Annotated in this window: 15 protein-coding genes; all 15 read left to right on the top strand. The window is 37.5% G+C overall.

The features are described 5' to 3' along the window. Positions 1 to 651: 651 nt before the first annotated feature. The 15 genes from ACFVAD_RS18845 to ACFVAD_RS18775 all read left to right on the top strand — a co-directional run bounded on the left by ACFVAD_RS18845 (position 652) and on the right by ACFVAD_RS18775 (position 15807). Positions 652 to 1920, top strand: coding sequence for a replication-relaxation family protein (locus ACFVAD_RS18845; RefSeq protein WP_386643628.1), 1269 nt, complete (start codon positions 652 to 654; stop codon positions 1918 to 1920). Further along, entirely contained in the window at positions 1910 to 4669 is a 2760-nt protein-coding gene (locus tag ACFVAD_RS18840) for a type IV secretory system conjugative DNA transfer family protein (protein WP_386643626.1), read from the top strand. Before ACFVAD_RS18845 ends, ACFVAD_RS18840 begins: the two co-directional genes overlap by 11 nt. Before the next feature lie 203 nt (positions 4670 to 4872). After that, on the top strand, positions 4873 to 5766 hold the full coding sequence (locus ACFVAD_RS18835; RefSeq protein ID WP_386643623.1) for a S1 RNA-binding domain-containing protein: 894 nt from the start codon (positions 4873 to 4875) through the stop codon (positions 5764 to 5766). Between the two features lie 83 nt (positions 5767 to 5849). Beyond that, positions 5850 to 6719, top strand: coding sequence for a hypothetical protein (locus tag ACFVAD_RS18830; RefSeq protein WP_386643620.1), 870 nt, complete (start codon positions 5850 to 5852; stop codon positions 6717 to 6719). 70 nt (positions 6720 to 6789) lie between these two features. Then, complete coding sequence (locus ACFVAD_RS18825; protein ID WP_386643617.1) at positions 6790 to 7275, top strand: hypothetical protein; 486 nt, start codon at positions 6790 to 6792, stop codon at positions 7273 to 7275. Positions 7276 to 7308: 33 nt separating this feature from the next. After that, entirely contained in the window at positions 7309 to 7902 is a 594-nt protein-coding gene (locus tag ACFVAD_RS18820) for a hypothetical protein (RefSeq protein WP_386643615.1), read from the top strand. A gap of 526 nt (positions 7903 to 8428) precedes the next feature. Next, positions 8429 to 9733, top strand: a complete 1305-nt coding sequence (locus tag ACFVAD_RS18815; protein ID WP_386643613.1) for a hypothetical protein — start codon at positions 8429 to 8431, stop codon at positions 9731 to 9733. After that, on the top strand, positions 9730 to 10632 hold the full coding sequence (locus ACFVAD_RS18810; protein ID WP_386643611.1) for a hypothetical protein: 903 nt from the start codon (positions 9730 to 9732) through the stop codon (positions 10630 to 10632). Before ACFVAD_RS18815 ends, ACFVAD_RS18810 begins: the two co-directional genes overlap by 4 nt. Positions 10633 to 10645: 13 nt before the next feature. Next, a complete protein-coding gene (locus tag ACFVAD_RS18805; RefSeq protein ID WP_386643608.1) occupies positions 10646 to 11848 on the top strand; it encodes a CpaE/TadZ family protein in 1203 nt (400 codons plus the stop codon). Positions 11849 to 11851: 3 nt separating this feature from the next. Then, positions 11852 to 13357, top strand: a complete 1506-nt coding sequence (locus ACFVAD_RS18800) for an ATPase, T2SS/T4P/T4SS family (RefSeq protein WP_386643605.1) — start codon at positions 11852 to 11854, stop codon at positions 13355 to 13357. Further along, positions 13350 to 14342, top strand: a complete 993-nt coding sequence (locus ACFVAD_RS18795; protein WP_386643602.1) for a hypothetical protein — start codon at positions 13350 to 13352, stop codon at positions 14340 to 14342. Before ACFVAD_RS18800 ends, ACFVAD_RS18795 begins: the two co-directional genes overlap by 8 nt. Positions 14343 to 14371: 29 nt before the next feature. Next, positions 14372 to 15271 carry a hypothetical protein gene (locus tag ACFVAD_RS18790; RefSeq protein WP_386643599.1) on the top strand — a complete coding sequence of 300 codons (900 nt, stop codon included), beginning with the start codon at positions 14372 to 14374 and terminating at the stop codon, positions 15269 to 15271. Positions 15272 to 15284: 13 nt separating this feature from the next. After that, a complete protein-coding gene (locus tag ACFVAD_RS18785) occupies positions 15285 to 15461 on the top strand; it encodes a hypothetical protein (protein ID WP_386643597.1) in 177 nt (58 codons plus the stop codon). A 27-nt stretch (positions 15462 to 15488) separates the two neighbouring features. Then, a complete protein-coding gene (locus ACFVAD_RS18780; RefSeq protein ID WP_386643594.1) occupies positions 15489 to 15647 on the top strand; it encodes a hypothetical protein in 159 nt (52 codons plus the stop codon). A 10-nt stretch (positions 15648 to 15657) separates the two neighbouring features. Next, the gene (locus ACFVAD_RS18775; RefSeq protein ID WP_386643591.1) at positions 15658 to 15807 is read left to right on the top strand and encodes a hypothetical protein; all 150 of its coding nucleotides are present in this window, start codon (positions 15658 to 15660) and stop codon (positions 15805 to 15807) included. The last annotated feature ends 28 nt before the right edge of the window (positions 15808 to 15835 follow it).

Below are 15835 nucleotides of genomic sequence, written 5' to 3'. Positions count from 1 at the left end.
TAAAATAAATTTTAATAAAGACTCTCTTAATAGACTCTATAACGTCCTTCTGTAAAACTGAATGATTGATGGTCTGTATGTTATTACTGATCCACCTCCACCTGTTAATTAGTACCTCATATTTGTAAGCGCCTGTTTCTAGATGAAAAAACAGAACTCTAAATACCAATGAAATTTCCGTTTATATCATTTCTGAAAATTGGATCTCGTTATTTTTATTTTGGAAGTCCAAGGGCATAGGGTCAAGGGCATAGGGTCAAGGGCATATATTAAGCCTATGCCCTTGACTGTGTGCTTCGAGGCATATGTCTAAATTCAAAAGGAAATCAATACTGTCAAGGGATGAGATTATTAAAAATCGAGCATTTTAACCCCGACTATTTACGTTCTGGCTAACTTCAATCACCTACAATCATTCTCGATAATTGGCAGTAATCAATAAGTTTGTATATGTACCTATAGAAATTTCTATTTATTTAATTTCAGACGTTCTGTACTTCCTGAAAATTAAATGGATTTACTTTCAAGATATGCTATAATGACATGGAAAAAGTTAATATTTTGGGATAAGCCCACAGTAAAGAGATAGCTCAATAAGCAGCTGTCTTGTTGCTGTGGGCTTTTTGCATTTTTGGAGGTGGAACATGGAAAATGTATTACTTTAAGGCGGGGGAAAATAGAAAGGGTGTTATTTTACAACAATATGAAATTGAAATGCTTACCCTCATATACAAACATAGGTTACTAACTACCAAGCAATTGCATACATGGGTAAAGCAAAGAGCTACCACTACATATAAAAGCTTTTATAACCGTATGAAGAAATTAGCTAATATGGAATTGGTGGTAGAGCATGAATATTCACTTGGACAGAAAGGTTTTTACTACAAGTACTACCGCATCGGCAGCAAGGGATTAGAAATAATCATTGATAATCAAAAATCTCCTGGCAAAATCATACGCGATATTTCTCGATTTTCGCATGTGAAAAATATTGATCACTTTTTATCGACTCAGGAATTGATCATCCATGCGCTAGTTCATGCTGAAGAGCCCATTCAAGCTTTGTCGCCATTTGACAATGTAGAAACATTAGAAAATGATTCTCCTTCAGTAATTCCAGATTGGATAGTGAAGAGTGCTAAACAAACTATTTATCTGGAATTGGATACAGGGAGTGAGTCAAATGCGTTAATCAAAGAAAAAGCTATGAAGTATTTGGAGTTATGTGAAAGCAATCCTGCTTCAAGTTTCGTTGTATTTTTCTCTGTATTGGATTCTTCATTTCCGGCTAGGCATTCTTACGGCCATAGAACCAAGAGGATAGCAAACTTAAAACATACGTTAAAAGACCTATTAGGACATAAAGCGCCTAATTTGGAGGTATATGTTGTACCATTTGCCCGCTCGAAACCTTTGTTGCTGGATATCATTGCTGCCAAGGCGCCTAATAGCAAGGCTCAGAAGAAAATTGAAACAGAGCTTGCTATCCTCACTTTAGACAAATTGAATTCCTTTTTCCCTTATCAGTTTTCTAAGATGGATATGGAGCGGTATTACCCTTCAAATGTAGAGGAGTATTACCGGGTAGATGGGGTATATCAGGTTTCTCATGGAAGCAGTAATACCACATTTGAAACTCTTGCGGTACTACTGATGGAAGAGGGGAATGTTCATAGCTTAAATAGGCTTGACTTCACTCACCATTTCATCCGCTCCGGTAGATTTAAGAAAAAAGTGGATAGGTTGCTATTGGTATATAAAAAATCTGAAGAGTTGGAGAGAGATTTGATTGGAAAGGCTTATAATTCCGTTCTGTTAGGCAGTATGGAGAAATGGGGGAATGACTTAGACAATGAACCTTTATTCTACAAACAGATTTCTCCGTACAAAAAGGAGATAGTGAAATATGATAACTGAAGATGCGTGGATTAAACGAAAATGGCCACTCCTGTTGAGTTCTTTACTATTTGCTCATACCGTATTTCAGGTGATTAAAACCATCACTAACCAAGTGTTACTCATAGAGGCCCATGTGAATAATGACCTTTTATATTTTTTCTTATTTGGAGATCCTTTGTATCCAGGTAAGCTTGTATCTGTACTTCTTATCATAGTCATTATTATAAGCTGGCTCTTCTCAACAAGGATCAGTGTTTTCCAACAGAAGGGATGGAGAATAACCCAATTCCTTATGATGATACTGGGGGTTGTATCCATGTTCTTATGGCATGTTACTTCCAACACTTATCAGTACGTCATTCCGTACCTGAGTGAAAGGTTAGCGGAAGCGGAAGTGGAAACAGCAGGAATGATGGACGTTCTTTTTACGAATACAGAGCAATTCTTTTGGCTTTTGGTTTCTCTGCCGTATTTGGTTATGTGTCTAATCACACTTTACATGGGAGGCTTATTCACTAAAGAGCAAAAGGAATTGGTGCCTGCGTTTATGGAATATCAGTGGTCTGGACGATGGTTGCAGAGAATATCCAATATTGAGAAGAAAGAAATATGGCCTGATGTGGAATTAGGTCCTGATGTTAACAATAACGAAGTCGTGGTCCAGCCTGGTCGAGATCGTACCTTGAACGGTATTATAATTGGTTCAATCGGTACAGGTAAAACTGCAGCTCTTGGGCTTCCGATTATCAACCAAGATTTACACCATATAACAAGATTCATTAACTCGTATCCTAAAATATCTCGACTTGAGAATTATCATTCTGAGGAAGTGAAGGGGATGTACCTTAACGGAATCTCTATTATCGAGCCTTCTAATGATCTCTGTCAGAAGTCGTATCAGCTGGTAAAGGCACATGGCATTCCGGAAGAGAGTATTACCTATATCAACCCGCTCGACAAAAACACACCAGCAATTAATCCGATGAAAGGACCGGTTGATAAAGTTGCAGAAGCTTTCGCCATGGTGATTGAAGGGTTGAATGAAAGTGGAGATGGAGGAAACTTTTATTTTGAACAATCTCAAAGGAACCATTTGAAGCATTATGTCTATCTATTAAAGCTTCATGAACCTGAAAAAGAGGTAACCTTTGATATGCTACTTGATATGTACAATAACTCCCAATTGGTTAGAAGGATGCACGTTATCCTAAAGACAACGATTCCTAATGATATCGATTTGATGGAGGATAGGGATGAGCGGAACCACTGGAAGATTGTACAACAGATTGATGAGTGGTTTGATCAAAACCTTTTACCTAAAATGGTCAGGTCGGGACAAGGAGAAGTGCCAGAAAAGATTCAAGAAGGTAAGTACCGCGGAGAGGATAAGTACTATGATGCTAAGGCAGAGCATGTACAAGGTTTGCGTAACATTTTAAATGATGTGGGGGCCAACCCATTAATCCGTAGAGTACTTTTTGGGAAAAGTGATTTTGATTTTGACCTTCACCTTGAAAAAGGAGGAGTCTTGCTTGTAAACACTGCCAAAGGAGAATTATCCAACCTAGCCAATGTACTCGGGAAGATTGTGTTACTTAGTTTACAAAATGCAGTATTTAGAAGACCGCCAAATGTTAGTACCTTTCATCATATCCTTGTGGATGAAGCGCCAGACTATCTATATCAACCATTTAGGGAATTTCCAGCACAGTCCCGTAAATATAAGGTAATTGTGACCATTATCATGCAGACTGTCGCACAGCTTGCGGATAGATATGGGGAGCACTATATGGAGACGTTGATTGGAACGTTGAGGAATCGCTATGTTTACGGAGATCTGCCTGCCTTTGATGCAGAGTATTTCTCAAGATTGTTCGGAGAGAAGTGGGAGTATGAAGAAAGTACAACCGAGATGTCTGTTTCGCCGCTCCAGGATAATCCTCAAACCAGAGCGGGATCATCCTTCCAAAAGAAAAAGGAAGTGGCTTTTACAGAAGCAGATATTATGTTTCAACGTGAATTTGAGTGTGCTGTAAAGATAGTGGTCAATAATAGGCCAATGCCTGTAAGAAGGATAAAGGCTAATTTTGTACCGAAAGAGCATTTTAATAGAGCTGCCGTTATTGTAAATGATGAAGCTGCAAAAATATGGTTAGAAGAAAGAGCTGCTATTGGTCCAATAGAGATGGAATTGGTGGCAGATCCTATTGAAGAAGTGGAAGAGGTTTTAGAAAAAGAGGAAGAGGTAAAGCAAAGAACTTCAGCCGAATTAGACTTGAATGATCTGGAGGAATCTATATCTCAGCAACATGATGAAATGCCAAAGGATTCTGTTGTATATAATCACGTTCCACCAACATCCAGGCTCAGAAGTAAGAGGAATAAGGTAGAATCTGATCATGAACCAAAGGAAGTAGAATCTCCAGTAGTTGTTTCAGATGACGTTATGGAGGAAGAAAAGATTGTCTCCCTTGCAAATGAAGATACAGTCTCTGAATCTACGGTAGTACTAAAAGAGACCGCTCCTACAGTTCATGTGCCGAGAGCAATACATGATACGGATGAAAAAGTTAGACCGTCACCAAATCAAAGAGAAGAGGTAGTGGATTGGTCTGCCACACTTAAATTTACATCAAATGAAGAAGCGGCTGCTGAAGAGAATGAACAGAAGGAGCAGGAGAAGAAATCCAAGTTACCTAATTCTGAATTCACAGACAAAAATAAAGAGTTTTTTGAGGGTATTGTACAATTTGCGAATGAAGAATAATGGAAACTATTGCATGATTTTACATTATCGTTTACAATCACTTTATACAAAAGTCGTAACTAAACGACTTCTATAACCGGATGGGACAACCCCACAATGAATCTAGTGAACTTTATTCACTAGTCTCGTTGTGGGGTTTTTTGCATTCTCTAATAAGTTTTCAGAATAAAATTACGTGAAAAACGTAGAGGAGGATATTATTTATGTTAGACACACAAACGTTGTCCAGAGAAGAGTTAGATGAGTTTGCACGTATTCACCGTAATCAAGAAATCCAGGAGGGGATAGTACAGTCCGTAGGTTTTATGAACTTCCCCGTTGTAGAAAATGGGAAAACCGTGATGAAAGAAACGGAAGTAGCCATTTTCCGTTTGCAGGGTGGAGTAAAGGCTTATTGCCCTGAGAGTGAGTTCAGCGAAAGGAATTTCAAAAGCTTAAATGGTTTTGTTGGTACTATCCAAAATATCTTAATTGAAAGGCTAGACCTAGATCATAAAATGGCTATCGTTTCCGTTAAAAAAGCGGATCAGATGAAGCGAGAGAGCTTTTGGAACACTATAGAATATCTAGAAAAGAAGAATGCTCTGCAGGATGAGGTGTTCGAAGGTACCATTTCAGGTGTAAATCCTAGTAATGACAGAATTCATATCCGAGTGGAAGGTGCCGACTGCTTTATGCTCAAAAGCGATTGGGATTGGGGCCGCCAGTTCAATGTTCGTACAGATATAGACCGTGGGCAGAAAATTCAGGTTAAGGTCTTAAAGTTCGACAAGGAACAAGGTCTTATCAAAGTTTCTAGAAGGCATACACTGAAAGACCCATTCGAGAAGATTGCTAACCTAAAAGAGATGGAAGTTACGGTAGGTCGTGTGACAGAAGTTAGCCAAATTCATGGTATTTTCGTTCAAATAGAAGAAGGGGTTGTTCTCAAAGCCACAAAACCTCGTAGCTTAGAGGAACCTCTACCTGGGGAGATTGTTTCTTGCAGAATCAGAGAGATTGATGCAAAGAACAGAAGAGGTAAAGTTATTATTGTAGGGTATCCGCGCGGGAAGCAGAAAAGAAAAGATTTAGGATCCTTCCTTTTTGACAAATGAGTACCTCAGTAGAATCACAGGAACTACAAGTTCAGTATTACCTATCCAAAGAGGGGGATGTCCCATTTTGGGATCATCCCCTCATGAATGGTTACCGGAAGCTCCCTGATAACTACCGACCCTATGTAAACGTAGAACAAGCAATAAATGCCTACCAACGGAATTTTTTGGACGAGATGGACTTTACCATCATGAAAGTTCTGGGGGATGCCATAGCAGCTAATGAAGACCAGATAAGAAGATATCTTATTAGTAAAATTTCAAGATCTGATACTTCCAAAAGGTTAGATAGATTAAGAAGAAATGGATTTGTAGACCGCTGGCATTGCCGGTTAGAAAATGATACGGACAATGAAATACGTCCTCCCGCTCCTTTTACCCTTGGGATAGCGGGCTTTAAGCTAATGAATCATTTCTACCCTCATACACCTTTTATGAATCCGAACAGCTGGGATAACCAAAACATTAAAACACTACAACGCTATGTAGCAATGAATGAATTAAGGTGCTTACTCGTAGAATCTAAGTCTATCAATAATTGGCACTGGAACAGCGTAGTGGCCCATAACAGGAGATTAAAGAAGCCGCTAGGCACTGCTGAACTGGAAACTACAAAAGGAAACGTCAACTTCATTATGGAGCGGGCTCAAATGTCTCAGAATTTTGTAGGCTTTCTAAGAGATAAGCTGCATCAATGGAAAAAGGTATATGAGCAGGAATCCACTTTTCCTTTAACGAATGTTCCAGACAATGTACCAGTATTTATTATCTACACCTCTACCCTGGCTATGGCAGAGCACATTCATAAACAAATCATGCTTGATACCTTCCCGTTTACGGTATGGACGTGCGTAGAGGAATTTTTCGAAGCAGATGGATTGGCAAAGTCGTTTTATGCCCCTCAAGGAGAAAGTTTAAAGAGGTTATATCTGGAGTTCTTGGAGAAAAATTAACCTTATGTATCTACATAGGGTTAATTTCTTTCTATCGGGGTTAATTTTGATAAAGAAAAAGGAGAAGAATATGAAAAAGGTTAGTTTGCTATTGATCTGTTTAATCTTACTGATGGCAGGGTGTTCAAGTAAAGAAGGTGGAGGGCAAAGTAAAGAAGACGAACAGAAGTACAAAGAGGATATTCTAGCTTATAATACCTTCCTGACAAACACAATGGATGAAACAAACGTTTTATTAAATCAATATAATACTGCGATAGATACGATGTATATGGAGAATATGAATGCAAACCAATTTGGTTTGATTGTAAAGGAACTAATTCCAAAATCCACTCAAATTATTAAATCAGTAGAGAAGCAAGATTATTTCCATAACAACATCTACCGATTCCACAAAGACTACCTAGTTTATTTGAATAGTCAGCACCAATTGTTTCTGGATTCAATGGAAATGGCTAACAGAGAAAAGGTGGATAAAAGCAAGCTAAGAAAACGTTATATTGAAATCAAGGACAGTCAGACAACCTTGTTAAATTCATGGGGAACGGACTTATAAAAAAGTAAAGTAAATGAATAAGGGTGGGGTTGTATGGTATTCGCTTTACTTAAGAAAAAGAAAAAGAAAAAAGAACTCTTGTTACATCTAAGTGAAATTTTGAATGACTCAGGCCCATTCTATATATCTAAAAAGAAGAGTCTTGTTAGTTCGATCCTGGTATCTGCTGCTTCAAACAATTTGGAAGAAATGAGTAAGTCTATCGAGACCTTAGAGGCGGAATTTCTACAAGAAAATGATGTTGTTCCTCTTGAACAGGATTACTCAAATTTGAAAAGATATGAATATTTTCTCGATACCTTAACGAATGAAGCATTAGGCTTACTCGTATCTGACATTATCAAAATTGGGAGTCTATTATTAAAAGACTTAATCGAAAACAAGAACAAGATGAATTACGAGTTAATGGAACGTATGATAGGTGATCTTGACAAGGTAATACGGTCTATTAATATGAATTCTAATAAGCCAGAAAAGAAAAAAGGCTGCTTGAAGTATTTTGGAATGATTTTGCGTTATAAAGAAGAGTTGTTGTCCTTGGATTATTATTATGAAGTTAGAAAGGTAGAGTCGTGTCTTGAGAAGTGCTATGTATCTGAAGACCATTTTGAAAAGCTTATCCATTAGAAGAAAAAATTCTTTATAACGGATTATTGACCATATTTTAGGAAGATGGTATTATTAACTCTAAGTTATATGAAACACTTTTTCTAAAAGGTTTTTGCGTACCTAGTACCGCTGCTAGGTACGTTCCAATTAATCTATTAATTTAATATTTGATGGGAAGAACCCACAAAATACATGATAAGTGCTTATTAAAAGTTACTATCATCGTGTATTTTGTGGTTTTTTTTATGTCTTTATTAGGAGGTGACAGTTTCTGGAGAAGGTATTATTAGCAATCGGGGATAAGCCATTTAGTCAAATAGTTAGAAAGTCTCTGCAGAAATTCCCCGAACAGTTTCTTTTAAATGAAAATGAAGTATTTCACAGGGATTACCTTGATGAAATATTAGAAACTGAAAAACCGACCATGCTCATCATCCATGACTTTTATTTACAAAGTCGAAAAACTAGTCAAGAGGAAAAAGAACAGGAGCTGTTTCATCTCCTGCAAAAGATTCGTATTCAGTATGAAGATGAGATCCGTGTAGTGTTCCTATGTGAAAGGGAAAAGGGAGATCCTTTCCTTTCAAAGTTGGTGAGTATAAATGTATTAGACATTTTTAACACACCCGCAATAGACATACAAACTTTTACAGAGCAACTACAGGATAAACCACGTTTTAAAACGGTTGCTGGATTCCTAAACCTTGACACGACTCCTAGTCTGTTAAACAGTGAGAGTCAGCTAAGGCATGAAAAACCGGTCCAACAGGAAGAAAAAACCGCTCCAGTAAAGACAGAGGAAGCAATCCCTGAAGTACCTGTTAATCGTGAGCGGCCAGTAATTAATAAGGTCATTAATAAACAGGTTGTCAACAAAGTAGTAGAAAAAAAGATCGTTCAGAAAAACGTTATTAAAAAGCAATATCAGTTAAACGTTACAAAGAACGTAGAAAAAGTAATAGGTGTGACAATTGAACCTAAACTGATTCTAGTGGGTAGCCCCTTTAGAAGAACAGGAAGTACTTTTTTCGCTCATACTCTTTCAAAATATTTAGGGGACTCCGGAGTAGGTGTTACTTACATCGAAAATCCTTTTCAGCAAGGATATACCTATGATAGATTTTATGGCCATGAAAATGCCCAAGAATATATTAGTCTATTTTCTCAAATTGCAAAGGAGGCAAGAGAAACATCAGAAGAACCTTCATTGTATCCTACAGCCACTACTGAATCCCATCAGAACGAAAATTGTTGGATACATGAAAATATAAGATTATTAGCCACAAATCCCATGAAAGAAAGTATCTATGTTGAAAATGACATATCGTTACATGCATTTATGAAGCTGCTACTAAGCTTACATAAGACACCATTCATCATAATAGATGTTGGAACAGAATGGTCCCGTGAGCTTTACCGAGAGCTTTATAGTTTGGCAGACTCCATTTATTTAGTCCTTGAGCCGGATATTCCATTAATTGAAAGGTTCGAGACGAGTGAGGAACATGGAATTAAAAAGCTGAGGGGCATGCTCAAAGCAGAGAAGGTTCATCTTGTAGGGAATAGAATGACCCCTTACATTGCAAAAGAGTTATTTGATAACCAGGTACACTTAATCCCAAATATACCTGCAAATGAAATATTCTCCATGCAATTTAAAGGGCAGTTCCTTCCTGATTCAAGAGAAATTATCAAACAGTTAAATCAAGCGTTTAATCCCATTATTCAAACATTATTACCAAAAGAGTTTCTTAAAAAGAAAGGAAAAGAAGAATCCTTTCTTAAATCAATTTTTAGTGGGAGAAGCGTAGAGCTTCGCGAATTGGAAAAAAAGGAGAATAGTTCATGAAACCATGGATGAAAATAGCTGCTGGTATTACGTTAGCGGCTAGCGTAATTGGTTTTATCATCATATGGGATGTGAAAATCAAAGATCAAATAGATAGTGTAGAGGTAGTAATTGTTCGTCCTGGCATGGAAATCTTAGCAAACGAAACCATTTCAAAAAATCACCTAATGATAGAAAAGCGAAAACGAACTTCCATTGTTGAGGGTGTCATCATGCCAAATGAAATGGATAGTATTATAGGCTCTTATGCAAAGCACCACCTTATTGGTAATTCCATAATTTCAGCAAGATCCATTGATTTTGAAGGGTTAAAGCCTAACCCATATCACGGAGAAGCTATTCGGCCCATCCCTAATGATTGGATATATGCGAAACCTTCAACTGTCAGAAGAAACGACAAGATAGACCTTTACTTATTTCAAGAAGAAAAAGCACCTGATGAATCAAAATCGAATGTAGAAATCAGCGGTTTATCTCCGCAGCAAGTACAAAAGCTGGAAGAGTTACACCGTGCTCAACAAGAAGAGAGTCAGCAGTACGAAGAAGAAAGAAAAGAAATAGCAGAAGACAATAAAGTAGAGGTTTCGGAAGACAAGGGAGTAGAAGTAAAGGTTAGAGAATCAATTCTTAATGAAAAGTCTAAGGAAGAATTTACAGATGAAGAGTTCCGGATACTTGTGGAAGCAGGGGATATTCCATTACTGGTGGGTGTTCCTATCATCTATGCTAAAGATGGGAGCGGAAACGAAGTAGAAAACGGCACAAACTCTTCTCAGGAACAAAGATTAACCTCGACGGGTACTATTTCAGACCTGGAGCTAATTTTAACCGAAGATGAATACCGCTCCTTGAAGCGTTTCATTGAGCAGGGATACAAGCTTTATATCACCTATCATTAAAGGAGTTTAATATATGGCTGAAAAATGGGAAGGAACTAGTTTCGTTATTCTAAGCATTTCACATGATGCTGGACTAAAAGAAGCCTTGAGTTCTATCGAACAAATTACATTGGTTGTCCAGCGAGAGAGTATGGATTCGACCATTAATCATAACGCAATATTTTTAGATGGATCATTGGTCAATTATAAAGATGTTAAATATATTCGTGAGCAGTGTCCTACCGTACCTATTTTCTACAAAATGAACCGGGTAACAAATCAGACTTTGACGAAGAATATCCATGCGGTTTGTACGGCCTATAACATCCATACAGTACAAGAGAATCTGGTAGGACATCAGATAGTAAATGAAGTTAAGAAAGTGTTGTTTGAAGAAGATTACGATGAAGGAAAACGAGTAATTAGCTTCAGTGGCACTCACTCTGGAAGTGGGGTATCGACCACTACTTTAAACGTTGCAAAAAATTTAGCAGAAAAGACAGAGGAAAAAGTATTGGTCCTATCGCTTAATCCTTGGGATCCTGCAGATTACTTTATCGATTATACAGGCAAATACCTGGATGATATTAAGGTAGATCTAAAGACAAAGAACCTTACAGAACAAAAACTGATGGATGCGACCACTAATGTAAATGGCTTTTACATGCTTGCAGGAAACCGTGACATAAAGCTTCAGAGGTATTTTAGCCCACAAGAAGTAAATCATCTTATCAGCATTGCGAAGAAGACCTTTGATGTTGTGTTGATAGATACTGGAACTCACTTTGATAATGCTTGTTATGCACAAAGCTATGTAGAAAGCGAAATGAAGTTCCTTATTACTACCCAAGAGCCGAAAGGCTATAGAGGCTATTGGCCGCATATTTTCCACCAATTAATTCAACCAATTGGAGGGAAGTCAGAAGATTACATGCTCATTATTAACCAATACGAATCCGAAATGTCCGTTATTTCGGAAAAGGATCTTGCTGAAGAGTTAGATATGTTCCATTTAGTATCAATACCAGATGAAGGAACGCTTGGGGTACAAGCCATTGCAAGAAAAGACCTTCTATTCAATATTGCAACCAGAGAGTATAGACAGGCTATTTCCACTATCAGCGATAGCATAATGGCAAGAGCAAAATTGAAATTACGAGAAGATTATGATTCTCACGACAGACGAAAAGGTATCTTTGGATTCGTTTTTCCAAACAAAGATAAAAAGGTGATGTAATCTATGTCCGCAAATGGATTAGCAATAAAAGAGGAAACAAGGGTTATTAAGAATCCAAGTCTTGAATCTCCTTTTGATGTATCTCATTGGGTATCCCAAGAGTTTAACCGCGTGGATGAATCACAAGAACTTTCTTCTTTTAACTATCAGAAAAAGAAAAATTTTAAACAGATCTGTTCAATTGTAAAGGAAGTTTTGGACAAATCCAATACCAGTGAGTCCGACCCCGAATTTTTAGAAAGACAACATAAAGCTACCATCGGGGAAGCTGCTTCAGTAAGTTACTTTTTAGCTGAAATTGAGAAGGTTCTACGGAACAAAAATATCACTTCCACTGACTTCCCTTCCTATTTCACTACGTTAAGTAATGCTATATTCCATGAGGTATGGGGCTTAAGTGTACTTGCTAAGTGGGATATCTACCCGGAGAGCGAAGCGTGCTGTATAAGAGGAACCCAACTCTGGATAGATATAGACGGACAGTTTGTAAAGCAGGAAGAAGAATTTGAAAGTGAAAGCCGGGTTGAGCGAATCAAGCGTGCATTTAAAATACGCTCCTCGGATACTGTCATGAACAGGGAAAACCCTGAAGTCGAGCTGGAAAAAGAAGATGGCAGCCGAATTACCATGATACAGCCTCCTAGAAGTAAGGAAAATTACATCATGCTTCGTCGCTTTACAGTAGATAAATTCACGCTGGAAGATCAAGCAAAATACGATACCATCCCCTATGAGGATATTCCCATTTACCGCGCGATTAGCAGAACCATGCCAAACATAATCGTAGCAGGACGTGTACGATCAGCGAAATCCACTTTTATGAAAACCTTGATTGGGGAAAGAAATCCGGTCTATGTGGGGGCTTGTCTGGAAAAACATTTTGAATTAGCTTTATCAAAGCATTTTCCAGACCGCTTATTCTTTGAAATACAAGCGAAGGAAGGGGATCTGCATAAAGCCATTCCCCGACTTCTAAGAATGGAGCATGATTACATCGTTATTGGTGAGATTCGTTCTCTAGAAATAGAAGCCTTTAACATCGCTACAGAGAGAGGAGAAAGGGGAGCGTTCGGTACTTATCACTTAACAGAAGTCCAGGATGTAGTAGAGCAACTTGCGAGACATACCCTTGATGAATTCCCTACAAGAAGGTTTGAAATAGAAGTACAACGGATTGCAAAAAATCTAGATATTATCATAAGCATGGAAACAGATCGTGACAGAAGGAAAAAGAGAGTTACCGGGGTAACAGAAGTAGTTTTTGACACAAAAACCGGTAAACACGAAACAGTCGATTTGATAAGGTACTCCAAGCTCTCTAAGAAATACTACTACTCTTCTAAAATCTCTAAACGTTTACTCCGACTGCTGGCCGAAGAAGATTTGGAAGAAACAAAGACGCTTCTTCGGCTGTTAGTTGCAAGGGAAAAGGAAAGCCCTATGAGTGATTACGAAAATGAATTGTCTGTTGAAGACTTCATTAACGAAAGTGTTGGTATAAATGGATAAGCTTAAAGATTACCTCTATAGAATGAATGTTACTTTATTTCTTGATTATATTCTTTACATCATTCTCTTAGGTATCATGATTTGGACGGTATATGTCATTATCAATTTTCCGATTAAAGATAAGCTTTCCCAAATCAGATATCGCTCCAAGTTAAAGAAGACACGAATCACTCATATAGAGAAGCCGTTAGATGAGAGAAACACCCTATTCCGACATATTTATTTTCTTTTAAAAGCAAGTAATGAAAAGAATAATTCTACCCAGGTAAATAACTTCATTTTTATTACCTTGCTAAAGTTGATAGTTGTTACAAGCTTTTCCTTATGGAAATTTAACGACCTGGTAATCGGCTTAATCTTCGGTGTTTTGGTCAGTATTATTCCTTATATGTTACTTCAAATTAAACTTAGAAGTACTCGGAATACGGTAGGTAATCAAATTAGTAATATTACAGAAACATTGGTTCATGCCTATAGTGCAACAGGATATAACATGTATGAGGCATTAAATCATACTCATGTAAATATACAGGAGCCCGAACTGAAAAGAGTATTTTCCCGCTTAATTAATGATTTGCAAACTGCCCGTACTGATGAAGAGCTTCGGACTTCCATCGACCTATTCATATACACATGCGGTAACAGTTGGAGTAAGCGATTGGGAAACATCATCTTTAAAGCATATGTATTTGATGAAAATGTCTCCAATACTTTACTTACGCTGCAGGCGCAGATTTTTAATACAGAAAAAATGATAGAACAGGAAAAGTCAATTTCAATGGATGCGGTATATGATGGATTTCTTCCTATTGCTGTATTTCCCGCTTCCATCTTTTTAGCTTACTATGTTACCGGTCCCCAGGATTGGTTCAAATTGCAGTTTGGGCAGACATGGTCACTCTTTATCTTCATCGTTGCTTTGATTTTTACTATCTTCTCCATCATGGTTTCCTTGCTGCTGAGAAAACCTAAAAATGACCTGTAAAGGAGGCGGTATCCATAGAAGATACAGTCATGTTGTTTAAAGTATTACCTTACTTGATCTATATAGTTGCTGTAGTCTTTGCTTTGGTATCAGGGGTACTTGTATATTCTGGACTCTCTTCTCGTAAAGAGCGCCTTCAATTTCGGTTACGATTCAAGCAGGCTATTCAAGAGCAACAATCTCAAATGAAAGAAAAGGCAGTAGAAAGCAAAGTAGAAACGGTATTTAGAGAAGCCGGTTACCCATTGGGCATAACCGCTATCAGATGGATGGTGCTTAAAAATAGCCTGTTGATTCTTCTAATTTTGAATTATCTAGTCTATCCGATAATGTTTAAAGGTGATTATTCACTAATTAGTATTCTTATGATTTTTTTCGTAATGGCCGCGATATCTCCGACTTTTCCCTTCTCCATAACAAGATTTTTCTTGAATCGGTGGACGGAGTACAAGAAAGCCAAGCGGAACGCAGAATTATTTTCTCTGTACGATATGCTCATAAGTGAAATACAGATGATGAATACAACAAGAATTAACGTCTACAATCTGCTGAAGGGGCTCACCCCATACTTTTCAGAGATAAAAAAGGATCTAAACAAGCTATTGATTAATTGGAATTCTGACCAAGGACCATCTCTAGCTTTAGATCAATTTGCCTCAGAGCTTGATACAAACGAAGCAAAGTCCCTGGTTACCATACTAAAGACATTTGACGAAAATCAACGTGAAACTATATTAACCTCCCTTAAGGGAATGGAAGACACTTTCATTAATTCTCAAATCGAAAACTACCGAAGAAGAAGAAAGTTATTCCTGGATTTAGGAAAATTACCTATAAAAACGACACATTTCTTAATCCTGCTAAATTTTGTTGTTGTTATCGTGTATATGGTTTCCTTTATCATGAGTGAATCTAGGTTTTCGTTGTAAGGAGTGAGAATCATTGAATGAGAGTTTATCAGTTTTTATGAAGATTGCCTTAGTTGCTGTGGTTATTGTGGCTCTATTGTACAACAAGCTAGCTCCCATGATGGGTGAAATAGCCGACGATGTTGCAGAGTATATAGAAACCTCATCTAGCACTACAAATGAAAGGTTGGTAGCTTATGGAAGAATTTAAACCAGTTTCTTTAAGGGGGGTGATACTTTGTCTACTTCATTAGCAACCTTTATGAAAATTGCCCTTACTGTCACAGTGATTGTTGCTTGTCTGTTTATGGTTGGCTACAAAATGATAGACGATGAGACTGATGCATATAAAGGTATTGTAGAAGATCAAAAAAATCATGATATTTTTAACCCATAGGAGAGATGTAATGGGAAACTCCTTAGTCCAATTTATGAAACTTGCAGTTGCAGCATTAATTTTATTTGGACTCATCATTGGTATTACATACACCACTTTAGAAAATCTAAATTCAGAGCATCATGAAAAACTAAAAAAATATCAAACTCAAACCAAATAGGAGGTAATTTCAATGAACGGCAGTATTT

It is taken from the genome of Sutcliffiella sp. NPDC057660 (assembly GCF_042800035.1).
GTDB lineage: Bacteria > Bacillota > Bacilli > Bacillales > Bacillaceae_I > Sutcliffiella_A.
Note: the sequence above shows the minus strand (reverse complement) of the source record. Positions and strands in the feature narration are given on the sequence as shown.